General features: G+C 60.5%; 21 protein-coding genes. 2 read left to right on the forward strand and 19 right to left on the reverse strand.

Annotation, left to right across the window (positions count from 1 at the left end; all coding sequences use genetic code 11):
* Positions 1-230 precede the first annotated feature (230 nt).
* Both E6C55_RS35110 and metH read right to left on the reverse strand, forming a co-directional pair.
* On the reverse strand, positions 231-353 hold the full coding sequence (locus E6C55_RS35110; RefSeq protein WP_269145559.1) for a hypothetical protein: 123 nt from the start codon (positions 351-353) through the stop codon (positions 231-233).
* Positions 354-433: 80 nt separating this feature from the next.
* Positions 434-3,886 carry a methionine synthase gene (metH, locus tag E6C55_RS24640; protein ID WP_136372487.1) on the reverse strand — a complete coding sequence of 1,151 codons (3,453 nt, stop codon included), beginning with the start codon at positions 3,884-3,886 and terminating at the stop codon, positions 434-436.
* A gap of 158 nt (positions 3,887-4,044) precedes the next feature.
* On the opposite strand from metH, the gene E6C55_RS24645 reads away from it, so the two are divergent.
* Positions 4,045-4,584, forward strand: coding sequence for a 1,2-dihydroxy-3-keto-5-methylthiopentene dioxygenase (locus tag E6C55_RS24645; RefSeq protein ID WP_136372488.1), 540 nt, complete (start codon positions 4,045-4,047; stop codon positions 4,582-4,584).
* An 81-nt stretch (positions 4,585-4,665) separates the two neighbouring features.
* Here E6C55_RS24645 and E6C55_RS24650 read toward each other — a convergent pair whose 3' ends face one another.
* From E6C55_RS24650 to E6C55_RS24665, 4 genes are all read right to left on the reverse strand, one after another.
* On the reverse strand, positions 4,666-5,463 hold the full coding sequence (locus E6C55_RS24650) for an HAD family hydrolase (RefSeq protein ID WP_136372489.1): 798 nt from the start codon (positions 5,461-5,463) through the stop codon (positions 4,666-4,668).
* A 34-nt stretch (positions 5,464-5,497) separates the two neighbouring features.
* Positions 5,498-6,016 (reverse strand): hypothetical protein, encoded by a 519-nt coding sequence (locus tag E6C55_RS24655; protein WP_136372490.1) that lies wholly within the window; start codon positions 6,014-6,016, stop codon positions 5,498-5,500.
* Between the two features lie 37 nt (positions 6,017-6,053).
* The gene (locus tag E6C55_RS24660; RefSeq protein WP_136372491.1) at positions 6,054-6,245 is read right to left on the reverse strand and encodes a DUF896 domain-containing protein; all 192 of its coding nucleotides are present in this window, start codon (positions 6,243-6,245) and stop codon (positions 6,054-6,056) included.
* 376 nt (positions 6,246-6,621) lie between these two features.
* The gene (locus E6C55_RS24665) at positions 6,622-7,002 is read right to left on the reverse strand and encodes a LysM peptidoglycan-binding domain-containing protein (protein ID WP_168735865.1); all 381 of its coding nucleotides are present in this window, start codon (positions 7,000-7,002) and stop codon (positions 6,622-6,624) included.
* A 227-nt stretch (positions 7,003-7,229) separates the two neighbouring features.
* On the opposite strand from E6C55_RS24665, the gene lexA reads away from it, so the two are divergent.
* A complete protein-coding gene (gene lexA, locus E6C55_RS24670; protein WP_136372493.1) occupies positions 7,230-7,853 on the forward strand; it encodes a transcriptional repressor LexA in 624 nt (207 codons plus the stop codon).
* A gap of 756 nt (positions 7,854-8,609) precedes the next feature.
* On the opposite strand, the gene glnA is transcribed toward lexA, so the two are convergent.
* The 13 genes from glnA to mutL form a co-directional block, all read right to left on the reverse strand.
* Entirely contained in the window at positions 8,610-9,941 is a 1,332-nt protein-coding gene (gene glnA, locus E6C55_RS24675) for a type I glutamate--ammonia ligase (RefSeq protein WP_136372494.1), read from the reverse strand.
* A gap of 31 nt (positions 9,942-9,972) precedes the next feature.
* A complete protein-coding gene (locus tag E6C55_RS24680) occupies positions 9,973-10,392 on the reverse strand; it encodes a MerR family transcriptional regulator (RefSeq protein WP_136372495.1) in 420 nt (139 codons plus the stop codon).
* Positions 10,393-10,528: 136 nt separating this feature from the next.
* Entirely contained in the window at positions 10,529-11,782 is a 1,254-nt protein-coding gene (locus E6C55_RS24685; RefSeq protein ID WP_136372496.1) for a methionine gamma-lyase family protein, read from the reverse strand.
* Between the two features lie 36 nt (positions 11,783-11,818).
* A complete protein-coding gene (gene hflX / locus E6C55_RS24690; RefSeq protein ID WP_136372497.1) occupies positions 11,819-13,186 on the reverse strand; it encodes a GTPase HflX in 1,368 nt (455 codons plus the stop codon).
* Between the two features lie 60 nt (positions 13,187-13,246).
* Positions 13,247-14,233, reverse strand: coding sequence for an AAA family ATPase (locus E6C55_RS24695; protein ID WP_136372498.1), 987 nt, complete (start codon positions 14,231-14,233; stop codon positions 13,247-13,249).
* Between the two features lie 52 nt (positions 14,234-14,285).
* Entirely contained in the window at positions 14,286-14,972 is a 687-nt protein-coding gene (locus E6C55_RS24700) for a SanA/YdcF family protein (protein ID WP_136372499.1), read from the reverse strand.
* Positions 14,945-15,511 (reverse strand): DUF402 domain-containing protein, encoded by a 567-nt coding sequence (locus tag E6C55_RS24705; RefSeq protein ID WP_136372500.1) that lies wholly within the window; start codon positions 15,509-15,511, stop codon positions 14,945-14,947. The genes E6C55_RS24700 and E6C55_RS24705 overlap by 28 nt, the downstream gene beginning before the upstream one ends.
* A 116-nt stretch (positions 15,512-15,627) precedes the next feature.
* On the reverse strand, positions 15,628-16,074 hold the full coding sequence (locus E6C55_RS24710) for a GNAT family N-acetyltransferase (protein ID WP_136372501.1): 447 nt from the start codon (positions 16,072-16,074) through the stop codon (positions 15,628-15,630).
* A gap of 78 nt (positions 16,075-16,152) precedes the next feature.
* Positions 16,153-18,729: a PBP1A family penicillin-binding protein gene (locus tag E6C55_RS24715; protein WP_136372502.1), complete on the reverse strand. Its 2,577-nt coding sequence runs from the start codon at positions 18,727-18,729 to the stop codon at positions 16,153-16,155.
* A 158-nt stretch (positions 18,730-18,887) separates the two neighbouring features.
* Positions 18,888-19,130 carry an RNA chaperone Hfq gene (hfq, locus tag E6C55_RS24720; protein WP_136372503.1) on the reverse strand — a complete coding sequence of 81 codons (243 nt, stop codon included), beginning with the start codon at positions 19,128-19,130 and terminating at the stop codon, positions 18,888-18,890.
* Between the two features lie 27 nt (positions 19,131-19,157).
* The gene (gene miaA, locus E6C55_RS24725) at positions 19,158-20,174 is read right to left on the reverse strand and encodes a tRNA (adenosine(37)-N6)-dimethylallyltransferase MiaA (RefSeq protein WP_136372504.1); all 1,017 of its coding nucleotides are present in this window, start codon (positions 20,172-20,174) and stop codon (positions 19,158-19,160) included.
* Positions 20,161-20,952, reverse strand: a complete 792-nt coding sequence (locus E6C55_RS24730; protein WP_136372505.1) for a class I SAM-dependent methyltransferase — start codon at positions 20,950-20,952, stop codon at positions 20,161-20,163. The genes miaA and E6C55_RS24730 overlap by 14 nt, the downstream gene beginning before the upstream one ends.
* Positions 20,952-22,928, reverse strand: a complete 1,977-nt coding sequence (gene mutL / locus E6C55_RS24735; RefSeq protein WP_136372506.1) for a DNA mismatch repair endonuclease MutL — start codon at positions 22,926-22,928, stop codon at positions 20,952-20,954. Before mutL ends, E6C55_RS24730 begins: the two co-directional genes overlap by 1 nt.
* Between the last annotated feature and the right edge of the window lie 8 nt (positions 22,929-22,936).

The raw sequence follows: 22,936 nt of genomic DNA on the forward strand, positions 1-22,936 counted from the left end.
ACAAGTTGGTGCAGCAAGCGGCATCGCATCCCGTCGGACGATTCCCCTGCCATGTGTCCCATCCGGTATTCCAAGAAGGGTGCCTTATCCCTGCTGTTCAGGCTCCCGCGAAATTCCCATTAATTGGGATACTGATCAGAGGGGATAAGGCACCCTTTTGCGCAAAAGAGATAGCGGCGATAACGAGCGGCGCGCGGCAAAACATACGGGGCAGGGGTATCCGAGTTGTTCTACTGGCGCCGTCCGGACGCTTCCCTTCTCCCCGCCAATGCCCGGCAGCTCGGCCGGAACAACAAGAGAAGCGCCTGCTCGCGGCGCTTCTCCTCCACATCCTCTGCAGCTTCCCTCTTCAACTTCCTCTTCCGTCCGCTTCGTCCGTTTCCTTCTCCCGCACCCTTTTTTGCCGCCGGCCCAATTGCAATTATTAATGCCGTTAACCTTTATCCACGTTAAAGTATTGCGCTTCCGGATGAGCGAATACCATGGCCGACACCGACGCCTCCGGTTCCATCATGAAGCCTTCGGTCAGCACCACCCCGATATCCTCCGGACGCATCAGCTCGAACAGCGGGCCCTGGTCCTCGAGGTCCGGACACGCCGGGTAGCCGAACGAGACGCGGATGCCCTGATAACGGGCGCCGAACCGCTGCTTCATCGTCATCTCGGCCGGGTCCGGGAAGCCCCAATTGTCGCGCATGATCTGGTGAACGCGCTCCGCCATTCCTTCCGCCACCTCGAGAGCGGTCGACAGCAGCGCGTGGGAGCGCAAGTAGTCGCCGCTCTCCTTCCACTTGTCCGCCTGCTCGCGCGCGCCTTGGCCCGCCGTGACGACGAGGAAGCCGACGGTGTCCATAATGCCGCTGTCCACGGACTTCAGGAAGTCCGCCAGGCACAGGAACGGCTCGACCTGCTGGCGCGGGAACGAGAAGCGCTTCAGCACCTTCGCTTGGTCCTCCGGGTCGTATATAACAATATCGTTGCCGTCGGATTGCGCCGGGAAGAAGCGGTACATCGCCTGCGGGCGCAGCCAGCCCGTCGTCTGGGCTTCGCGCATAATCTCCTCCACCGTCGTCTTCAGATGAACGGTCTTCTCGTCGCCCGCGACAATCAGTTCGTCTACCTTGCCCTTCACGCCGAGATGGTGGCCGAGCAGCATCTGCATGTTCACGTACGGCATCACATGGGCGATCGGGTAATCGCGCAGCACGTGGCGGTCGAAGTCCGGCGCCTTGAACACCGGGGCATCCTGCGAGATGTTCGAACGGCGGGCGCGCGTGAGCTCCGGCAGCGGCTTCTTCGTGTCCCCTTCCCGCTCGAGCGTTGCGAGGGCCGTCCGATGCTCCTGTTCGATGACCGCGCGCTGCGACGGGTCGCTCAGTTTGTTCGCGAGGTCGAGCCCATCCATCGCATCCTTCGCGTAGAGCACGACGCCGTCGTATTCCGGAGCGATGCGCGTCTTCGTGAACTTGCGCGTCAGCGCCGCGCCGCCGACGAGAATCGGCGCATCGATGCCCGCACTGCGCAGATCCTGCGCCGTCAGCACCATCTGCTGCGCGGACTTGACGAGCAGGCCGGAGAGGCCGATCGCATCCGGCTTCTCGTTGCGATACGCTTCGATGAGCTGATCAGGCGGCACCTTGATGCCGAGATTCACGATTTTGTAGCCGTTGTTCGAGAGAATGATCTCGACAAGGTTCTTGCCGATGTCGTGCACGTCTCCCTTGACGGTCGCGAGCATAATCTTGCCCTTCACCGCGGAATCCGCCTTCTCCATGTGCGGCTCCAGATGGGCGACGGACGCCTTCATCACTTCCGCGCTCTGCAGCACTTCGGCGACGATCAACTCATTGTTGTTGAAAAGCCTGCCGACTTCCGTCATCCCCGCCATTAGAGGGCCATTGATAATATCGAGCGGAGCGTACTTGGCCAGCGCCAGGTCCAGGTCCGGCAGCAAGCCGTCCTTGCTGCCCTCGACGACGTAATTCGCCAGCCGCTCTTCGAGCGTCAGATTGTCGACCTTGACCTTCTTCTCGACCTTCTTGTCCCGGAACGCGGCGACGAATGCGGCGAGCGTCTCGTCGTTCGTGTTGTACAGCAGTTCCTCCGACAGCTTGCGCTCGTGTTCAGGAATCGAAGCATAGCGCTCCAGCTTCTCGGTGTTGACGATCGCATAATCGAGCCCCGCCTTCGTGCACTCGTACAGGAAGACGGAATTAAGCACCTCGCGGCCGGCCGGAGGCAAGCCGAAGGAGATGTTCGAGACGCCGAGAATCTGCTGGCACTTCGGCAGCGCCTGCTTGATGAGGCGGATGCCCTCGATCGTCTCCTTCGCGGAGCCGATGTATTGTTCATCGCCGGTGCCGACCGGGAAGACGAGCGCATCGAAGATGATGTCCTCGGACTTCAACCCGTACTTGTTCACGAGCAGGTCGTGCGACCGCTGCGCGACCTCGAGCTTATCCTCGCGGGAGATCGCCTGGCCGCGCTCGTCGATCGTGCCGACGACAACCGCCGCGCCGTAGCGGTGAATGATCGGCACAACCTTCTCGAACTTCTCTTCCCCGTCCTCAAGGTTGATCGAGTTGATGATCGACTTGCCCTGAATATACTTGAGAGACATCTCGATGACGGAGGGATCGGTCGTGTCGATGACAAGCGGCACTTTGACCTTCTTCGTCACGAATTCGAGGAACAGCTTCATGTCCTCGGCTTCGTCCCGGTCCGGGTCCTGCACGCAGACGTCGATGACGTGAGCTCCCGTCTTCACCTGCGCGCGGGCAACCTCAGCCGCTTCCTCGTACTTGCCCTCCGCGATCAGACGCTTGAACTTGCGCGAGCCGAGCACGTTCGTCCGCTCCCCAACCATGTACGGCCGTCCATCGTTCTCGATGTAGACCGTATCGATGCCGGAGACGGCCGGCGGATGCGTTCCTTCCGTCTTGCGGGGGGCGACGTCCTTCATCGCTTCCGCCATCGCCTTGATGTGCGCGGGCGTCGTGCCGCAGCAGCCGCCGGCGATGTTCAGCCAGCCCTGGTCGGCGAACGCCTTCAGCTTCATCGCCAGCGATTCCGGAGACTCATGATACTTGCCATTCTCATCCGGCAGACCCGCATTCGGGTAACAGCTGACCGCCACGTCCGCGATGCCGGACAGCGTACGGATGTGATCGCGCATGAATTCCGGCCCCGTCGCGCAATTAAGGCCGACCGAGATCGGCTTCAGATGCTCGAGCGACACATAGAACGATTCGATGTTCTGCCCGGCAAGCGTTGTGCCCATCGGCTCGATCGTCCCGCTGATCATCACGGGCAGCGTCCGGCCCGTGCTCTCGAACGCGTTGCGCACGCCGATGCCCGCCGCCTTCACGTTCAGCGTATCCTGGCATGTCTCGATCAGAATCGCATCCACGCCGCCTTCGATAAGCGCAATCGTCTGCTCGTAATAATCGTCCACGAGCTGATCGAACGTCACGCCGCCGGTCACCGACAACGTCTTCGTCGTCGGTCCGAGCGCGCCGGCGGCATAACGCGGCTTCTCCGGCGTCGAATATAGGTCGCACGCTTCCTTCGCGAGCCTTGCCGCCGCCAGATTAATCTCCCTGGCCTTCTCCGGGATATCGTATTCGGCGAGGACAACCGCAGTCGCGCCGAACGTGTTCGTCTCGATAATATCGGAGCCCGCTTCCAGATAAGCGGTGTGAATTCCTTGAATGACATCCGGCCGCGTCAGCACAAGCATCTCGTTGCAGCCTTCCAGCTCTTCTCCGCCGAAGTCGGCCGCTGTCAGATCCGCTTGCTGAATCATCGTGCCCATCGCGCCATCCAGGAACAGGATGCGCTTGCCTAACTGCTCTTGCAAAGACGGTTTCGAATACGTTAAAGTCATTTTAGCGGCCTCATCTTTCGTCTGCAAAATCGTTAACCTTTATACTACCAGAATCCCGGTAGGTCGAAAAGGTGTTCCAGCGAGGAACGGTCGACACAAGGCGGAATTTGGGCTATAATTAATTCACTAATTCATATTGGGAAAGAAGGAATAACCTAATGGCACAAATTCGGGTACGCAATACCGGCGAGTTGATTACCGGCGAAGAAAATGTTCGTTCGTTCCTGGATCGATTCGAAGTGCTGTACGAACACTGGGATACGAGCAAGCTTCCGGCTCACCTGGTTGAGAACTTCAGCCTCAGCGACGAGAACAAACAAGAGATTCTCGATACGTATAACGCCGAGATCACGGATCTCGCCGCTCGCCGCGGCTACAAGACATGGGATATCGTCGTTCTCTCCGACGCCACTCCGAACATCGAGGAGCTGCTGAAGAAGTTCGAGAACGTGCATACCCATTCCGAAGACGAGGTTCGGGCAATCACGGCCGGCGAAGGCATCTTCGTCATCAAGGGCAACGAGGAAGTCGGCTACTTCGACGTCGTTCTCTCCCCCGGCGACGTCATCTCCGTTCCGGAAGGCAATCCGCACTTCTTCACGCTGACCGATGTGCGCAAGGTCGTTGCGGTTCGCCTGTTCATCGAGACCGAAGGCTGGGTCGCCCATCCTTACTCGGACCCTGAGTTCGCCAAGTAAACGGCCCGCATACCGAAATCCCCGGTTCCCTAACGCGAACGCGTTCGTCGGAACCGGGGATTTGTCTATCCATTGGGTTTGTTAGCCGTTGAGTTTATTTAATAAAGGAATGAGCTCCTTGAGATCGGCGATCTCGTGCTTCGGTACGATCTCGTCCGAGCGAACCGCCCCATGGCGATTAACCCAGACCGAAGCGATGCCCGCGCCGTTCGCCCCCAGAATGTCCGTCGTCAGCTTGTCCCCGACCATGACGGCCTCTTCGGGAGCTACGCCGAGCCGGTCCAGCGCATGGGCGAACAACCGCGGTGACGGCTTGCCTTCGCCAAAGTCGCCGGAGATGACAATCGCGTCGAAGTACGGAATAAGTGTCGGAACGCCGCTTAGCTTCTCTTGCTGAAGATCGGGCGAGCCGTTCGTCAGCAGCAGCAGGCGGTACGAGCCGCTGAGCTCGTCCAGCACGGCGAACGTCTCGTCATAGACGAACGGCAGCTTCCGGCGCTGCGCCGGGAACCATTCCGCCAGTCTCGCGCCGAGCTCGGGATCGTCCACGCCAAGCGCCGCAAGACCTCTCGTCCAGGCATTCTTGCGATAATCGGGCACAATCGCTTCCATCTTGCGGAACATCGGGTGTTCGCCCTTCGTAAAGTTGCCCCACAGCCCCTCGAACGGATTGATCCCGATCATCTGGGTGAACGAGAACGTCTCATAGCTCTCGTAGAGCGCCCTCGCTTCGCGGCGAACCGCCTCTTCGAGAGCCTCTTCCTTGATTCCGGTCGCTTCCGCGGCCACTTGGCACGTATTCCGGAACGCTTCCTTAACACTGCGGTCGTCCCACAGCAAAGTGTCATCCAAATCGAACAATACCGCCTTGATCGTCATTCCGTTCTCCTCTTCGCTTCGTACAGCGTCTCGATTATTTGCTCTTTTTCTCAAATTCGACGTGGTTGACGGTTGCGAACGCTTGAAGGCGCTCGCCCATCGTGCCGATTGGATAAAGGTTCATCAGCTTGGAGAACACCCAATTCGTTCCCTTGACCGTCTCGATCATGACAAATCCGGGCTGAACCGTGATCTTCCGGATCTCGGTCGGCTTCAATCTCTTGTAGCCGGAGAAGCGGCGCGTCTCCAGCGTATCCTTCGAGACCGACAGGAACGGTCGGCGAAGGTAGTAGAAGATCGACAGCAGGAAGTAACAGCCGACAGTTACCCAGAACAGCGAACGATTCTGACCGAAGTCATCCGACCAAGGCTGCGATACGGTCACGAAGAAGACCATCAGCAGAACGAGAAGGATCGGCACGATATAGCTGCGTCCCTTGAATCGTTCAACCTGCTGGGCGGGAGCCGCGATCTTGCCTTTGCCTTCCTTCTTGCGGCGCGCGTTGATTTGCTTTTGATTTTTCTCTACCATACGCTCCCAGGAACGCGACATGAATGGAGCCTCCTCGAATTATTGTCCCAAGTTTGAATTAATGCGTAATGCTCGGCGGCGGCGGCTCGTCCACAATCTCGATATTGTCGAGCTGTTGACGGAAGGCTTGCCGGAACCGTTCGAGATATTGCTTGCGAAGCTTCGCGCGCTCCTCCTGCTCCTCTTCGGAGAGCCCCACGGTTTTATGTTTATGGGCGAGCTCATTAATTCTCTCAACCAGTTTGTCCATATCTGCATTCACTCCCCTTCCTCTAGCCAAAGCGTCTTCGGCAACAAGATCTTTTTTGCTGCGGCCTAAGCCCATCTTCTTCTACTTTGACATTAAGCGACGGGCATTGTCAAGAAGCCTTCCATCCCGCGTGCCTGCCCTGCTCTCACCGCTCACCTTGCCTAATACGTTCCCAGGGCAAAAAGGGTTCATCAAATCGCAAAGACCCCCTCCTCGCACTCGCCGCAGCGAGTTTGAGATGGGAGTCCATATAGGTACCGCCGCCGTGCGAACGGGAACAAATTCAGTACGTAACCATACATAATCGGAAGCGAACTTCCCTTCCCTTGCTTGACCTGTTTCTCTTACTTTCGTTGCTGCCCTCGCATCTCTCGCCTCATTCCCCTGGTTCGCCAAGAACCTCTACCGGGATGATGAGACGATCGCCGCTGCTCAGGCTTGCCGAATGATACCCGTTGCGCTCCATGATCGAATAAACGGCCTCCCGCGTATCCATGCCGCCCGCCTTGACCTCCGCCGCGATGCTCCACAGCGTGTCGCCTGTATCCACGATAACGACCGTCTCTCCGGCAGACGGAACGGAAGAGACCGGCTCGTCGGCGAACGATCTCATGAAGGAGAAACCTGCGAACAGGATAAGGAATGCTGCAGCGACGACAAGCGTCCTGAGCAGCTTCCATCCGCCGCTCGAGGTCGACTCCCGAGAAGATAAATATCCATTATGTGTTCGCCCGGATGCCGCAGACTTCGTTCTCATCGTCCTACGCCCCGCTTGCGATTGAGTGCCCGAACCTAAAACCCATACAACATGTTCCATGTTCTCACGCTCCAAACGTTTGTTCTGGTACGATCATAACACGAACATACGTTTGAATCAACCATTATTTAGAACATTCGTTCCCCGAGAACGAATGTTTGTACGAACTCCGGTTCTGTGTTATAATTTGTCATCATGTATGATTCCTAATTTGGGAGGACTGCCGCGTGTCCAAGATGTCCAATCGCCAGACTGCGATTCTGGAATTTATTAAGAGCGAAGTGCGCGAGAAGGGCTACCCCCCTTCCGTCCGCGAGATCGGCGAAGCGGTAGGCCTGGCTTCCAGCTCGACCGTCCACGGTCATCTCGACCGTCTCGAGAAGAAGGGGCTGATCCGCCGCGACCCGACCAAACCTCGCGCAATCGAAATTCTCGGTGAAGAGGACGACAACTTCGCCCAATACGACTATTCCGTTCGCAGGGTACCGCTCGTCGGCAAGGTGACGGCCGGCGTACCGATTACCGCGACAGAGAACATTGAAGAATATTACGCGTTGCCGGCCAGCATGGTCGGCGAACAGAACGTATTCATGCTCTCCGTCCAGGGCGACAGCATGGTCGAAGCCGGAATCCTGAACGGCGACTTCGTGATCGTCCGCCAGCAGCAAGCGGCAAGCAACGGCGATATCGTCGTCGCGATGACGGAAGACGACGAAGCGACCGTCAAGACATTCTACAAGGAACGCGACCATATTCGCCTCCAACCGGAGAACAGCAGCATGGAGCCCCTCCGCCTCACCAAGGTCAGCATCCTCGGCAAGGTCATCGGTCTCATCCGCAGCATCCGGTAACGAACGCAGGCCCCGCAGATTCCCATCTGCCGGGGCTTTTTTTTGTTGAACTGCGCACTTGAGCGGACGGAGCGGCGGATGGCGAATTAGAGTAACCAAACTGCGGCATAGGCTATACGGAGCGGCGAAGGCGGGATGAGCGTGGTTGAACTGCGCACTTGGGCGGGACGGAGCGGCGGATGGCGAATAAGAGTAACCAAACTGCGGCATAGGCCAGGCGGAGCGACGAAGGCGGGATGAGCGTGGTTGAACTGCGCACTTGGGCGGGACGGAGCGGCGGATGGCGAATGAGAGTAACCAAACTGCGGCATAGGCTATACGGATGGCGAAGGCGGGATGAGCGTGGTTGAACTGCGCACTTGGGCGGGACGGAGCGGCGGATGGCGAATAAGAGTAACCAAACTGCGCACATAGGCCAGGCGGAGCGGCGAAGGCATGAGGAATTCTCGATATGAATGTGATTTTTCACATTCACTGGTGCCGATAAGGCGCTTTTGGAAGCAATAAATGTGAAAAACCACATAAAACGCGTCTATGCGGAGCCGAATTCGCGGTATATATGTGAAATTTCGCATACAATCGTGCTGATGAGGGGCTTTGCGGCGCAATGAATGTGAAAAACCGCATAAAACGTCGTCCCCCATGCCCGTGCCTGTAAGGCGCCGGATTCGTCGCGCGCGAATCAAAGCGCACAGCACAACCGCCGCGGCTGCTCCCTTCAAGAGGGGCTTCCGCGGCGGTTGGCTTGTTCCAAGCTTAGTAGGTCGTCATGTACTGATCGCGTTCCCACTGATGAATCTGGGTGCGATAAATATCCCACTCGATCTCCTTCATCTCGTAGAAGTGGCTCAGCGCATGGTCTCCGAGCGCCTCGCAGACCACTTCGTCGCGCAGCATGTCGCCGAGAGCCTCGTGCAGGTCGCCCGGCAGGCTCGGGATGCCAGCCTCTTCGCGCTCTTCCTCGGTCATGATGTAGATATTGCGGTCGACCGGAGCCGGCAGCGGAGTCTTCTTCTGGATGCCGTCCAGGCCGGCCTTCAGCATGACGGCCAGAGCGAGGTACGGGTTGGCGGCCGGGTCCGGGTTGCGGACTTCGACGCGCGTGCTGAGCCCGCGGGACGCCGGGATACGGATCATCGGGCTGCGGTTGCTCGCGGACCAAGCGACGTATACCGGAGCTTCGTAGCCCGGCACAAGACGCTTGTACGAGTTGATCGTCGGGTTCGTGATCGCCGCCATGCCGCGCGCATGCTTCAGGATGCCGGACATGAATTGGCGTCCGACTACGCTGAGGCCAAGCTTGTCGCTCGGCTCGAAGAACGCGTTCTCGCTGCCGCGGAACAGCGACAAGTGGCAGTGCATGCCCGAGCCGTTCACGCCGAACAGCGGCTTCGGCATGAACGTCGCATGCAGGCCGTGTTGCCTTGCGATCGTCTTGACGACAAGCTTGAACGTCTGAATCTGGTCGGCGGCGCGAATCGCGTCCGCATACTTGAAGTCGATCTCATGCTGGCCGGGAGCGACTTCGTGGTGCGAAGCCTCGATCTCGAAGCCCATCTCTTCGAGCATCAGCACGATATCGCGGCGGCAGTTCTCTCCGAGGTCCGTCGGAGCCAGGTCGAAGTAGCCGCCCTGGTCGTTCAGTTCCATCGTCGGGTTGCCCTTGTCGTCCGTCTGGAACAGGAAGAATTCCGGCTCCGGTCCGACGTTCATCGTGCTGAAGCCCATCTCTTCCGCTTCCTGCAGCGCACGCTTGAGGATGCCGCGCGGGTCGCCGGCGAACGGCGTGCCGTCCGGCATGTAGATGTCGCAGATCAGGCGAGCGACGCGATCCTCGGTCACCCACGGGAACACGACCCATGTATCCAGGTCCGGATACAGGTACATGTCCGATTCCTCGATCCGCACGTACCCTTCGATCGAAGAGCCGTCGAACATCATCTTGTTGTCCAGAGCCTTCGGAAGCTGGCTGACCGGAATCTCGACGTTCTTGATGATTCCCATCAAGTCCGTGAACTGCAGCCGAACGAAGCGAACGTTCTGCTCCTTGGCAATCCTCATAATATCTTCGCGAGTGTAGTTGCTCATGACATCCTCCTTGAAATAGGCGGAACCCGGATTATTTGTTCTTGAAGAAGCGCGACAGCTCCCCTTGAATCAGGGATACTTGGCCCGGACGCTTGTTGCCGGCCATCAGTTGCTGCTTGAGCAAGCGATGGAGCTGCGAATCGGTCATCTCGCGGCGCTTGACCTCGGATTGCTCGCTAATGATCGTGCCGTCATCGGCGCCGTCGCCGACCGGATTCATCACTTGCTTGATGCCGGCGATATTCACGCCCTTCTCGATCAGAGCCTTGATCTCGAGCAGTCGCTCTACGTCGTTAAAAGAGAACATCCGTTGGTTACCCGCCGTCCGCGCCGGTTGGATAAGCTCGTGCTGTTCGTAATATCGAATTTGCCGGGCTGTCAGGTCCGTCAGCTTCATGACGATTCCAATTGGGAATAACGCCATATTCCTTCTTATCTCATCGCCAGCCATACGTATCAACCTTCCATGAAGACACTTTGTTTTGTAACCTCTTCCATTGTAACTTCATTCCACAAACGTGTCAATGAATGTAAGGTTTAATTACGGAATTGATTGCCGACTTTCGTCGATTTTTCGGTGCGGGACGTCACAGTAAATTTTTGCGCTGCATATCCTCTATCACCTGACGTACCGCCAATTTAACATGGCCGTAAGTAAGTCCTCCCTGCATGAACGCAATGTAAGGTTCCCGAATCGGCGCGTCCGCGGACAGCTCCAGACTGCCGCCCTGGATGAACGTTCCCGCCGCCATGATGACAGGGTTCTCGTACCCCGGCATGTCCCATGGTTCCGGCACGACATGCGAATCCACCGCGGCTGCGCGCTGGATCGCCTGGACGAAGGTAATGAGATGGTCCGCCGACCGGAAGCGGATCGCCTGGATCAAGTCGGTGCGCGGATCATTCTGCCTGGGATGAGTCTCGAAGCCGAGCCGTTCGAAGGCGGAAGCGGCGAAAATACTCCCTTTAACAGCCTGTCCGACGAGAAGCGGAGCGAGGTACAGCCCTTGGAAGATCGATCGGGTCGTGCCGAGCATCGCGCCGACCTCTCCGCCGATTCCCGGCGCCGTCAAGCGGTAAGCCGCCAGCTCGACCAGCTCCTTGCGACCCGCGATGTAGCCTCCGCTGGCGGCGATGCCGCCCCCCGGGTTCTTGATCAGCGAGCCCGCGATCAGATCGACGCCGACGTCCGTCGGTTCCCGCTCCTCGGTGAATTCTCCATAACAATTATCGGCGAAAATAATCGCGTCTTCCTTGAGCGACCGAAGCTTGCCGACCATCGCTTCGATCTGATCGATCGTGAACGACGGTCTCCAGTCGTACCCGCGGGAGCGCTGCAGCGCGAACAGCTTCGTGCGGGGAGTTACGGCCGCCTTCACGCCTTCCCAGTCGATGCCGCCGTCTGCCAGCAGAGGCACGAACGTGAAGCCGACGCCCCAGTCGGCGAGCGATCCCGTTCCGTCCCCCGGCTTCCCGAGAACTTTATGGAGCGTGTCGTACGGCTTGCCCGTGACGAATACGATCTCGTCTCCCGGACGCAGCGCCCCGAACAGCGCGATGCCGATCGTGTGCGTGCCGGACACGAAGTGCGGCCTCACGAGCGCGGCCTCCGCGCCGAAGACGTCCGCATAGACTTCGTCCAGCACCTCGCGGCCGCGATCGTTGTAGCCGTAGCCCGTCGACGAATTGAAGTGGAAGTCGCTCACGCGGCTCTTCTGGAACGCCTTGATCACCTTCCATTGATTCCGCTCGGCAATCCGGTCCGTCTCGTCCAGCCGTTCTCTCGCTGCCATCTCCGCTTCTCTCGCGAAGCTTGCCCAATTCCCGTCCCAGCTACTCATCGTCTTCCAATCCCGTTCCCCTCTTAGTTAACCTCATTAATTATCGCTTGTCTTCGCCGCATTCGCGGTTGCCATGCCATCCGCAGCCCCCGCACCGCCAGCGCCCGCCGAACTCTCGCTCTCCGCGAAGTAAGGCAGGAGCGGCCGCCCGCGCTTCTCCATGTCGCCCGCATTCAGGCGAATCGTCAGCACAAGCCAGTCGTCCTCGGTCATCTGCGAGAGCACCTCGCCCACCCGGTAGGCGAGCGCGGCAAGATCGCCGCGCGAGGCCGGCAGCTTAAGCTTGGCCACGCCGCCGAGCAGCTTGTCCTCGATGCTTCGAAGCAGCCGCTCCATATCCGCCTCGCGGAAGGCGCTGATCCGCAGCGTCTCCGGGCCGCCCGCGAGCAGCTCCTCGTCCGCATCCGGCAGCAGGTCGATCTTGTTGTAGACGAGAAGCGTCGGCTTGCCGGATGCGCCGAGCTCGCCGAGCACCTCGTCGACGACTTCCCGCTGGCGATCGCGCATCGGCGAGGAAGCGTCCATGACATGCAGAAGCAGATCGGCTTCGTTCGCCTCCTCCAGCGTCGCCCGGAATGCAGCGACGAGATCGTGGGGAAGGTTCTGAATGAAGCCGACCGTGTCGGTCAGCAGCACTTCCTTGCCGCTCGGAAGCCGCAACTGCCGCGAGGTCGGATCGAGCGTGGCGAACAGCTTATCCTCCGCCAGCACGTCCGCGCGCGTCAACTGACGCAGCAGCGTGGACTTGCCGGCGTTCGTATAACCGACGAGAGCGACCTGAACCGCTCCGTTCTTCCGCCTTCTCTCCCGGTGCAGTTGCCGATGCGCCTGGACGGTCTCAAGCTGCCGCTTCAGCTCCCCGATCCGGCCGCGAATATGACGGCGATCGGTCTCCAGCTTCGTCTCGCCCGGCCCTCTCGTGCCGATGCCGCCGCCGAGCCGGGACAGGTTCTTCCCTTGCCCGGACAGCCGCGGCAGCAGATAGGTGAGCTGCGCCAGCTCGACCTGAAGAATGCCCTCGCGCGTCTTCGCCCGCCCGGCGAAAATATCGAGAATAAGCTGGGTGCGATCAATGATCTTCGCGTCCAGCGCCTCTTCGAGGTTGCGCACCTGCGCCCCGGACAGCTCCTGGTCGAAGATGACCGTAGACAGCTCCTCCGCGCGCACGAGCTCCTTCAGCTCGAGCGCCTTGCCCTTCCCGACGAACCACTTCGAATCGGGGACGTCCCGATTCTGCATCGCCGTCCCCGCCACGGTCACTCCCGCCGTCTCGGCGAGCTGCACAAGCTCCTCCAAGGAAATCCTCGGATCGACGCCCGAGCGGCGGCTCTCGTCGGTCACCAGACTGACCAGCAACGCCCTCTCTTCGCGCCGGGCTTCGGTATCATACGTATAACCTCTCATCGTCTGCCAGCTTTCCTCCAATGCTCTCTCCGTCTTTTTCCCCCGGACTGCCCGCGCCCTTCAGCCTCTCTTCTCGTCGGCCGTCAGGTCCTCCGGCTTCAGCGCCATGAGCTCTAGCCGGCTCGGCGACGCTTCCGGGTATTGATGCAGCAGCCGCACCGCCTGGTTGCGGATCGCCCGCTCGAGCAGGTTGCGCACGTAACGGGCGTTGCTGAAGTGGAACGGCGAATCGTTGCGCTCCTGCACGATCAACTGGCGAATTCGCTGCAGCGACTGCGGATGCCAGGTGTATTCGCGATCCTTCGCCATCCCTTCGGCAATCAGGATAAGCTGATCGGTCGTGTAATCCGTGAACTCCATCTGAATCGGGAAGCGCGACGGAAGCCCCGGATTCGTCATCAGGAAGAAGTCGATCTCCATCGTGTACCCGGCGAGAATGAGCACGAACTGGTTCTTGTAGTCCTCCATTGCCTTCACCAATGTGTCGATCGCTTCCTTGCCGAAGTCCTTCTCGCCGCCGCGCGCGAGGCTGTACGCCTCATCGATGAAGAGCACGCCGCCCAGCGCCTTCTTCACCAGATCGCGCGTCTTCTGGGCGGTATGCCCGATATACTCGCCGACCAGATCGGCCCTCTCCACCTCGACGAGATGGCCCTTGGCAAGCAGCCCCATTCCCTGGAACAGCCTCGCCAGCAGCCTCGCCACCGTCGTCTTGCCCGTTCCCGGATTCCCTTTGAAAATCATATGATACACATGCGACTGGCACGCCAGTCCCGCATCGCTGCGGAATTGCGTCACCTGCAGAAGCGCGTAAATCTCGTACACGAGCGCCTTCACGTTGTCCAGACCCGTCATCTTGTCGAGCTCGCGCTGCCATTCCAGCCACGGCCCGGTGGCCGGTATCGATCTTGTCGCCTGTTCCGAAGAGGCCGCCGCCGAAGCGCCGACCGTGTCGCTTGTTCGAAGCACGACGTTAATCTGCCTGGAGGGCCGGGCCCCCGCCCGGTTCCCTGGATCGGAATTCCTTGCGCCAACGTTCAACGCCATCACCCCGCATAGCTGAAGTCGGCCGATGCCCGTTAGGCGCGGGGCCGCTACCTCAATCTATTCCGGGATTGCGGCCGCCATGCACCAACCACTTCTCTCCGAGCCACTTCGTGTAAGCAAGCACTTCTCTTGTCCGATGGTATGCCATGTTCAGCACCTTGCTGTCCGCCACCTGAACCTGAACGTCCTCGTATCCGAGGAAGTCGGCGATGTCCTCGCTTCTCGCCCCGTGATACTGATGCGTCACGATGACGGCTCGCGCCCAGCCTTCTTCCTTCATGATGCGGGCGCTGTAGAGCAGATTCTCGTACGTGCTGTGGGAAGCCGAATCGAGCTTGATCGCCGCTGCCGGAACGCCCTGCTGCACGAGATAGTCGCGCATGCCTTCGGCTTCCGTCAGCGTCGAGTCGCCCTCCACGTCGAGTCCGCCCGACAGGATCAGATGATCGTAGGCGCCCGACCGGTACAGCTCAAGCGCCAGATCGAGCCGCTCCTCAAGCGCGGGGCTGGGCTCGTCCTCCCATAGCTTGGCGCCGAGAACGATGCCGACGTCAGCAGGACGAACGTCTCCATCCGCCGGCAGGCCGTCGTAACGGTTGATTACCCACAACCAGTACCCGCACCAGAGCAATAGCGCCAACGCCCCGCCCGCGACCAGCAGGAATGCGAGGCGCAGCAGCCGGCCGGCGCGGGAACGCGGAGTCAGGATGTTCACGAGCCCCTCGTTCCTTGCTCCCATCCGAGCTGCTCAAGCAGCGTCTTGCGATGCTGAAGGCTCATGTCGAAGTAAGGGAAGCGCTTCTGCCGGATGAGGGAGAGCAGACGGCCCGCCGTCTTCTGGGCCATCGCGGAGTCGCGCGCCGTAATGTGCCCGTCGTCAAGCGCCTCCTCCAGCTCGTCCTCGTCGAGCAGCAGCGTCTCGCCGGTCGGAAGCACGACGATGTCGAGATACAGGTCGTCGAACCAGGGAACCTGCTGGTCGGTAAGCCCTTGCGTCTTGCAGATGTCGATGTACCACTGCACCACTCGTCCCTTGTCGTCGAACATCGTCGTTACGACGAAGTGCTCGCCCCTTGGGAAGTGCTGCATCCACAGGTAGCCCTTGTCCGCGAGACACATTCTTCTCCCGTTGTATTCTTTCCACAGAGGGTCGCGCAGCTCATGGATTCGGTACAAGGTCACGAAGCCCTTGAAGGCGGGATCGTCGTACGGAATGCAAGCATAGCTCTTCTTGAGAATTCGGCGCCAATTCGCCCTATCTGAGAATTTACGTTTCATGACTTAGTTCGTCTCCGGAAAAAGATTTACACAAAGCTTACCACAAGTTTCCGCAACTCACCAGTAAACGGCAGGGAATCCGTCCGATGTTGTTAGGTTGGCCTCTCCATCCGCGGTTACTCCTTCCAGTTCTTGCCCATTCGGACATGGGGGATACCCGCATCGAGGAAGATATCCGGAGAGAGCGTCTCGTAGCCGAGCTTGCGGTAAAAAGCTTCTGCCGAGCATTGAGCGTCCAGGACAGCTCCGGAGAAGCCCTCCTGCCTCGCGCCCTTCTCCATCGCTTCGACGAGCAGCCGCCCGACGGAACGGCCCCGATGCGGCTTCAATACCGCGATGCGCTGGAGCTTGGCGATGCCCGGTTCATATTCCTTCCACCGCGCCGCCCCGATCGGCGTGCCGTCCGCGTCCGTCGCGAGGTAATGGCGGCAGGCCGAGGGAGAGACGTCGTACTCGTCCCATTCCAGCTCCGGCGAGACGTGCTGTTCCTTGACGAACACCTCGAAGCGCACGGCTCTCGCTTGCTCCAATTGATCTTCGGTCGTGATGCGCTTGCAGTTCATGGACTTCGCTCCTTCGCCTATTCGCATATTGGATAGATAAGCGAGAGGGACGCGCCGAGTCGGCCGTCCCTCTTCGTGTTATGGCGCTGCCGGAACGTCGACGACGCCTCCGTTGTTGGGCGCGCCGTTCGTGCCCCCGTTGGCACCCCCGTTCGCGCCTCCGTTCGCATTCCCGTTCTCTCCGGCGCCCGCCGGAACCGACGGCCCCGAGCTTGGCGACGAAGATGGAGGAGGCGATTCGCTCGGCGCTTCCGATCCGCCGGGCTGGCCTCCGTTGCCGCCTTCTCCCGGATTCGTTCCCGTTCCCGGCGATTCGCTCGGCGCTTCCGACGGCTGCTCGGACGGCTCTTCCGACGGCGGCGGGCTCTCCTCCGGAGGAGGGGACGATTCCAGCTCCGTCGTCACCGTGACCTTCACTTGCGGAGAAGGCTCGCTCTCCTGCTTCTCCTTGGCGTCGTAAGCCGTCACGTAATACGTATACGTCACGTCCGGCAGAATCGCCAGGTCGGTGAACGACGTCTCCGCGGCTTCCGCGAGCAACGCGAAGTCTCCGGCGCCCGTGTCGTCCTTGCGGTAAACCTTGTAGGTGAGCCCTTCGCCGGCACTCGTCCAGGTCAGCTCGACCGACACGTCCTGGCTGTTGTATTCGCCGATCAGGCCCGTTACGGCGTCCGGCGCGGTCGGCTGCTCTTCCTCTTGCAGGCTCGACGGCGTCGGGAAGCTCTGTTTCTTCACGTTCTTAAGGCCGGCGGACATGATCTTCGAGAACAAGGCGGCGGCCTGACCGCTGCTCTTCTGCACGTAATGGGTTTGGTCCGTCTTGTCGTAGCCCATCCATACGGCCGCCGTCCATTCGGGCGTGAACCCGACGAACCAGACGTCGCGGTTGCCGCTCGAGGAGACGCCCTCGATGCCGAGCTGCGTCGTTCCCGTCTTCCCGGCTACCGTTCGGCCGCTGATCTTCGCCTTCGTGCCGGTTCCTCCGGAGACGACGCCCTTCAGGATATCGGTGACATAATAGGCCGTCGTCTCCTTCATGACCTGCTCGGGCTTCGCCTTGAATTCGTACACCGTCTCCCCGGACGAGTTCGTAATCTTCGCGATGCTGTGCGCCTTCGGCAACGCGCCGCCGCTGGCGAACGCACTGTACGCCGTCGCCATCTGCAGCGGCGAGACGCCGTTCGTCAAGCCGCCCAGCGCAATCGCCAGGTTGCGGTCCTCCGAGCCGAGCTCGATGCCAAGCTTCGCCGCGAAGTTCACGCCCGTCTTCACGCCGATCTCGTTGAGCAGCCAGACGGCCGGCTGGTTGCGCGACTCCTTGATCGCGTCGGCCATCGTGACCGCCCCGATGTACTTCTTCGAGTTCGAGTCGGTCGGGCAATACTTGCCGTTGTTATAACAGATCTTGTCGTCTCGCAGCTCCGACCACGGGAAGTAGTCGCCCGACTCGATGGCCGGCCCGTAGGAGACGATCGGCTTGAACGACGAGCCCGGCTGCCGTCCCTTCGTTACGCGGTTCCAGCCCTTCTGCTGGTAATCCCGACCGCCGACCATCGCGATCAGCGAGCCGTCGTGCTGGTCCATGATGACCATCGCACCCTGGATCTGCGTCTCGTCCTTGCTCTCCTCGAAGTTGGAATCGTCAGCGAATTCCTTCTCCATCGCCTTCTGGGCGGCCGTATTGATCGTCGTGACGATCGTGTAGCCCCCGGTCAGCAGCTTCTCTTCCTCGAGGCCCGTCACTTCCTGCGCCTCTTCGACGACATAATCGATATAGGTCGTGTAATCCGAGCTGGTTGTCGCGGAAGCCGGCTTCACGTACTCGACCGCCAGAGCGGCCTGCTTCTCCGCTTCGGTAATCAGGCCTTGGTCCTCCATCAGCGCCAGAACGACTCCCCGACGCTCCAGCGATTTGTCCGGGTTGTTGACCGGGTTGTATACGTTCGGCGCCTTCGGGATACCCGCCAGCGTCGCGATCTGCCACAGCTTGAGCTTGCTCAGATCGTCGACGTCGAAGTAATACTTCGCCGCCGTCTTGATTCCCCACTGCCCCTTGCCGAAGTAAATCCGGTTCAGGTACAGCTCAAGAATCTCGTCCTTGGACTTGTGGTTCTCCAGCGCAAGCGCAATGGAGGCCTCGGTCCCCTTCCGGAACAGCGTCTTGTCGGAGTTCAGGAAGATGTTCTTCGCCACCTGCTGGGTGATCGTGCTCGCCCCTTCGACAGCGCTTCTGGCAATGATGTCCTTCACGAGCGCACGGCCGATGCCCCACAGGTCGACGCCGCTGTGCTCGTAGAAGCGCTTATCCTCCGTGGCGACGAACGCCTGCTGCACTTCCTCCGGAATGTCCTTGATCATGACATATTCGCGATTGCCGCCGGTGACGTACAGCTTGGACAGCTCCGTACCGGACGAGTCGACGATTCGCGACGCTTGTTCCATATCGTTAAGTTTGTCGAGATTGGTGCTTAAGATTCTTTCCCCGTTCAGGATGACAAGCAGATAACCGACAACGGCGCAGACGACACCGAGCAGCGCGACGAAGAAGAGCCACAGCCAGACCTTTCCCCGCTTTTTCTTCTTCTTGCCTTTCCCTTGCTTCGGCGCCCCTGACGAGGGGCGGCGCCCTGCCGGCGAACGTTCGGATGATTTCATGGAATCTCCCCTTTACTCTCAGGATGTCTCTTTTGCTCTCTATCTACCCCGTCACAAAGAAGAACAACCCTTCGAAGGGTTGTTCGAGTGGCCGGTCTATTCTGTTAGACGCAGGCAAGGGGGAAAAGTTGCAAATCCTTCCGAGGAAGCGGCGCCGCTTAAGCGTCCGAGCCGGAATCCTGCTGCTGGAGGGAGATGCTGCGTTGCGGCATGAACGTGCTGATCGCGTGCTTATAAATCATCTGCTGGCGGCCTTCGCTGTCGACGATAATCGTGAAATTATCGAAGGCGCGCAGAATGCCTCTGATTTGGAAGCCGTTCGTCAAGTAAACGGTGACAGGGACACTGTCTTTGCGCAGTTGATTGAGGAACGTATCCTGGATGTTTATGGATTTATTCATTACCGGTAACCCCCATCGCCATATAGATTATGAACAAATATATTCGAGATCGTAAGGAAACTTTCCTGCTATTATACCACAGATCTCTTTGAAAAGTTCGGTGTTTTTTGGAAGAGTGTCGAGGTCGACCCACCGAAGCTCCTTCATGTGGCGGAACCAGGACAACTGCCGCTTCGCGAAGTGCCGGGTGTCCCGCTTCAGCAGCGTCACGGCCGAATCGTAATCGAGCCGGCCCGCGAGATACATCGCGATCTCCTTGTAGCCGAGAGCTTGAAGCGCGACCGAAGAGGCGGGAACGCCTTGGGCCAGCAGTCCCCTGACTTCCTCCACCAGACCTTGCCCGAGCATCTGGTCGACCCGTTCGTTGATCCGCTCGTACAGCTTCTCCCGCTCCATCGTCAGGCCGATCAGGCACAGATTGTACGGGGACCGCTTGGCGTCTCCCCGGCTCTGGCTCTGCAGCTCGGAGAACGGCCTGCCGGTCGTCTCGAACACCTCGAGGGCGCGAACAACCCGGCGCTCGTCGTTCGGGTGCAGCTTGGCAGCGGCGGCCGGATCGACGGCGGCGAGCCGTTCATGCAGCGCCGGCGCGCCGAATTGCTTCGCATAGTCGCTCATGCTTCGGCGGAACTGCTCGTCGCCGCCATGCTCCTGGAACTTGTAGCCGTAGCATACCGCTTCGACGTACAGGCCGGTCCCTCCTACGATAAAAGGAAGCTTCCCCCGCGCCTGAATGTCCCGAATCGTCTCCTCGCACCGAAGCTGGAAGTCCGCCGCCGAGAACGTATCCGAAGGGTCGCAGATGTCGATCAGGTGATGGGGCACGCCTTCCCTCTCTTCGTACGGGAGCTTCGCGGTGCCGATGTCCATGCCGCGATAGACCTGCATCGAATCGCCGCTGATGATCTCGGCGCCGAGCGCCTTCGCCAGCTTCAGGCTGAGCGCGGTCTTGCCGACCGCCGTGGGGCCGACGAGCGCAAGCAGCGGCGGGCGATTGTCCGCCTGCCTGTCGATCCGCTCTTCATGCTCATTATTTAATGTCATTAACTTCTATCACTCCGTACGCGACCGAGGCTGCCGTGCGCCGGCTCCTCGCGAAGCCCAATCTTCCGAATTCCTTGCTGTCCCGGTGTTCCTTCAGCACAACCCGCTTGCGGGCGACCCGCAGCGCCTCCGCCACCGCTTCCTCCGTCAGCCGCGCGTCCAGCGCGACCGACCGGAGCGGAAGGAGCGACGTCGATTCCATGACCGGCTTCGAGAACATCGGATCGAAGAAAACAATGTCGACGCTGCGGCCCGCCAGCCCCTTCAGGTAAGCGAGATGCTCGGCATGAACCGCTTCGATGCGCCGCATCGCCCCGTTCACGTCTTCCATCCCCGTGTCGTACTCCTGCAAGCCTTCCCTCACGATCGTGTGCAGCACGCGCGAGGCTTCCAGCGCGACGACCTTCCCCTGCTCGCCGACCGCGTACGACAGCACAAGCGAATCCGAAGCGAGGCCGGCCGTGCAGTCGAGCACCGAATCGCCGGGCAGCGGGCTTGCCGCCCGCAGCAGCGCGTCCGTGTCGCCTTCGCGCAGCCGCTTCACCCGGATCAACGCCATGCTCGGGTGGAAAAACAAAGGAGGAGCGTCGCCGTTCACGAAGCGAAGCTCCTTCGGCCCGACGACGAGGATGCCGTCGTGCGCGTCCGGCTTCGCCCGCTCGAGCCCGCGAAGCGTCTCGCGCCTGCGGTTCACGCAGCGAACGCCGAGCTCCGCGGCAAGCGCCTTCGCCCTCTCGATCGTCTCCGCCGGCGGCTTCTCCATCGTCGTAACGATCATTACATCACCCGCTTGAACATCTTCTCGAGCTCGTACGTGCTGAAGCTGATGACGATCGGCCGGCCGTGCGGGCACGTGAACGGCTGGCGGCAAGCGCCGAGCCGCTTCAGCAGAATCTCGCCGGCTTCGCGGGAGAGCGCCTGGTTCGCCTTGATCGAAGCTTTGCACGAGCACAGAATGGACGCTTTCTCGCGAATCTTGAACAGGTCGACCGCCCGCTCCTTCAGCACCCATTCCGCCATCTCGCGGACGATGTCCGACTCTTCCCCTTCCGGAAGCCAGTGCGGAACGGCGCGGACAATAAAGGTATTGCCCCCGAACTCCTCGAGATATACGCCGACCTGCTCGAACAGCTTCAGCTTGGAGCGAACGATCGCGTATTCGTCGGGCGCGAAGCCGAGCGTCACCGGCAGCAGCAGCTCCTGGCTGGCTTCCTCGGGACGGCCGAACTTGTCGTAGAAATATTCGTAATGGATGCGTTCGTGCGCCGCATGCTGATCGATCAGGTACAGCCCCGTCTCGTTCTGCGCGACGATGTAGGTGCCGTGCGCCTGCCCGACCCAATACAGCTCGGGGAACGCCGCCGGCTTCGGCTCCTTCTCGGGAGCCGCGTAAGCCGCCTGCCATACCTTCTCCGGAATTCGCGCCTCCGCATTCTGGCGGTCGGCGGACGTCCGGTAGGTCGAATACGCCGACCCGGCAGCCGATGAGCCGGAGCTTGTCGCGCCCGGCGAAGCCGAAGCGTTCTGCCGCTCCTCCCAAGGAGGCGGCGCTTGCTTCGGCTCGGCCTCATAGCGGAACGGTGCGGCGGTCTCGCGCAGCGCCAGCTCCTCCAGCGTCGGCTTCGGCATGTCCGGAAGAGCGGCCGGAGCGGCCGGCGAAGCCGACGGCGCTTCCGCCTGCTCCGGGTTCACCTGGAACCGAATCTGCTCCTGCACCCAGGTCGGCGTCTTCGGCGCCCGGACGGCGGCGCCTGACGGAATGTACGCCTGCTCTCCGAGCGCCTTGCGCACCGCTTCTTCGATGAAGGCGCGAAGCTCGGTCTCCTTGCTGAAGCGCACTTCCAGCTTGGCCGGATGCACGTTCACGTCGACAAGCGTCGGGTGCATGCGAAGGTTCAGCACGGAGAGCGGGAAGCGATTGATCGGCAGCAGCGTGTGGTACGCTTGAAGCAATGGCTGCACGACCGCGGGGCTGCGCACGAACCGGCCGTTCACGAGCACGGTAATGGCATTGCGATTGGATCGCGTCTCCAGCGGCATCGCCGTAAGACCGGTCAGCCGGTAGTCCAGATGCTCGGCGTTCACTTCGGCCATCGCCTTGGCCGCGGCCGTTCCGTAGATGGCCGCCACGACCTGCCTCAGGTCCCCGCTGCCCGTCGTGCGAAGAAGCGTCTGGCCGTTGTGGCTGAAGGTGAACGCGATGTCCGGACGAGCGAGCGCCTGCCGGTACATGACGTCCGAGAGGTGGCCCAGCTCGGTCTGCACCGTCCGCATGTACTTCAGGCGCGCGGGCGTGTTGAAGAACAGCTCGCGGACCGTCAGATCGGTTCCTCTCGTCGCGGAGGCGTCCTCCTCCTTCTTGACCGTGCCGCCTTCGATCTCCAGAGCGCGGCCGAGGCCGTCGTCGGTCATCGAGCTCACGCAGCGAACCTTCGCGACGGCCGCGATACTCGGCAGCGCTTCGCCGCGGAAGCCGAGCGTCACGATCTGGAACAGATCCTTGCCGGTCGAGATCTTGCTCGTCGCATGGCGCAAGAAGGCGGTCCGCAGGTCGTCCGGCTCGATGCCGCGGCCGTTGTCGACGATGCGAAGCAGCGCGAGTCCGCCTTCCTCGGCCGTGACGTCGACGGTCGTCGCTCCGGCGTCGACCGCGTTCTCGATCAGCTCCTTCAAGACGGACGCAGGCCGCTCCACCACCTCGCCGGCGGCGATCTGGTTCGCGAGATGCTCGTCCAGAAGCTTAATAATGCCCATCTCGGCTC

Source organism: Cohnella fermenti (genome assembly GCF_004801405.1).
Lineage (GTDB): Bacteria > Bacillota > Bacilli > Paenibacillales > Paenibacillaceae > Cohnella > Cohnella fermenti.

What these genes read in the sequence shown, in the direction of transcription:
- E6C55_RS24645 (WP_136372488.1), top strand. Translation starts at nt 4,045, where the DNA reads ATGGCACAAATTCGGGTACGCAATACCGGCGAGTTGATTACCGGCGAA.
- glnA (WP_136372494.1), bottom strand. Translation starts at nt 9,941, where the DNA reads ATGAGCAACTACACTCGCGAAGATATTATGAGGATTGCCAAGGAGCAG.
- E6C55_RS24715 (WP_136372502.1), bottom strand. Translation starts at nt 18,729, where the DNA reads ATGAAATCATCCGAACGTTCGCCGGCAGGGCGCCGCCCCTCGTCAGGG.
- E6C55_RS24685 (WP_136372496.1), bottom strand. Translation starts at nt 11,782, where the DNA reads ATGAGTAGCTGGGACGGGAATTGGGCAAGCTTCGCGAGAGAAGCGGAG.
- E6C55_RS24700 (WP_136372499.1), bottom strand. Translation starts at nt 14,972, where the DNA reads ATGGGAGCAAGGAACGAGGGGCTCGTGAACATCCTGACTCCGCGTTCC.
- E6C55_RS24705 (WP_136372500.1), bottom strand. Translation starts at nt 15,511, where the DNA reads ATGAAACGTAAATTCTCAGATAGGGCGAATTGGCGCCGAATTCTCAAG.
- miaA (WP_136372504.1), bottom strand. Translation starts at nt 20,174, where the DNA reads ATGACATTAAATAATGAGCATGAAGAGCGGATCGACAGGCAGGCGGAC.
- E6C55_RS24695 (WP_136372498.1), bottom strand. Translation starts at nt 14,233, where the DNA reads ATGGCGTTGAACGTTGGCGCAAGGAATTCCGATCCAGGGAACCGGGCG.
- metH (WP_136372487.1), bottom strand. Translation starts at nt 3,886, where the DNA reads ATGACTTTAACGTATTCGAAACCGTCTTTGCAAGAGCAGTTAGGCAAG.
- E6C55_RS24730 (WP_136372505.1), bottom strand. Translation starts at nt 20,952, where the DNA reads ATGATCGTTACGACGATGGAGAAGCCGCCGGCGGAGACGATCGAGAGG.
- E6C55_RS24650 (WP_136372489.1), bottom strand. Translation starts at nt 5,463, where the DNA reads ATGACGATCAAGGCGGTATTGTTCGATTTGGATGACACTTTGCTGTGG.
- E6C55_RS24660 (WP_136372491.1), bottom strand. Translation starts at nt 6,245, where the DNA reads ATGGACAAACTGGTTGAGAGAATTAATGAGCTCGCCCATAAACATAAA.
- hflX (WP_136372497.1), bottom strand. Translation starts at nt 13,186, where the DNA reads ATGAGAGGTTATACGTATGATACCGAAGCCCGGCGCGAAGAGAGGGCG.
- E6C55_RS24710 (WP_136372501.1), bottom strand. Translation starts at nt 16,074, where the DNA reads ATGAACTGCAAGCGCATCACGACCGAAGATCAATTGGAGCAAGCGAGA.
- hfq (WP_136372503.1), bottom strand. Translation starts at nt 19,130, where the DNA reads ATGAATAAATCCATAAACATCCAGGATACGTTCCTCAATCAACTGCGC.
- E6C55_RS24680 (WP_136372495.1), bottom strand. Translation starts at nt 10,392, where the DNA reads ATGGCTGGCGATGAGATAAGAAGGAATATGGCGTTATTCCCAATTGGA.
- E6C55_RS24665 (WP_168735865.1), bottom strand. Translation starts at nt 7,002, where the DNA reads ATGAGAACGAAGTCTGCGGCATCCGGGCGAACACATAATGGATATTTA.
- E6C55_RS24655 (WP_136372490.1), bottom strand. Translation starts at nt 6,016, where the DNA reads ATGTCGCGTTCCTGGGAGCGTATGGTAGAGAAAAATCAAAAGCAAATC.
- mutL (WP_136372506.1), bottom strand. Translation starts at nt 22,928, where the DNA reads ATGGGCATTATTAAGCTTCTGGACGAGCATCTCGCGAACCAGATCGCC.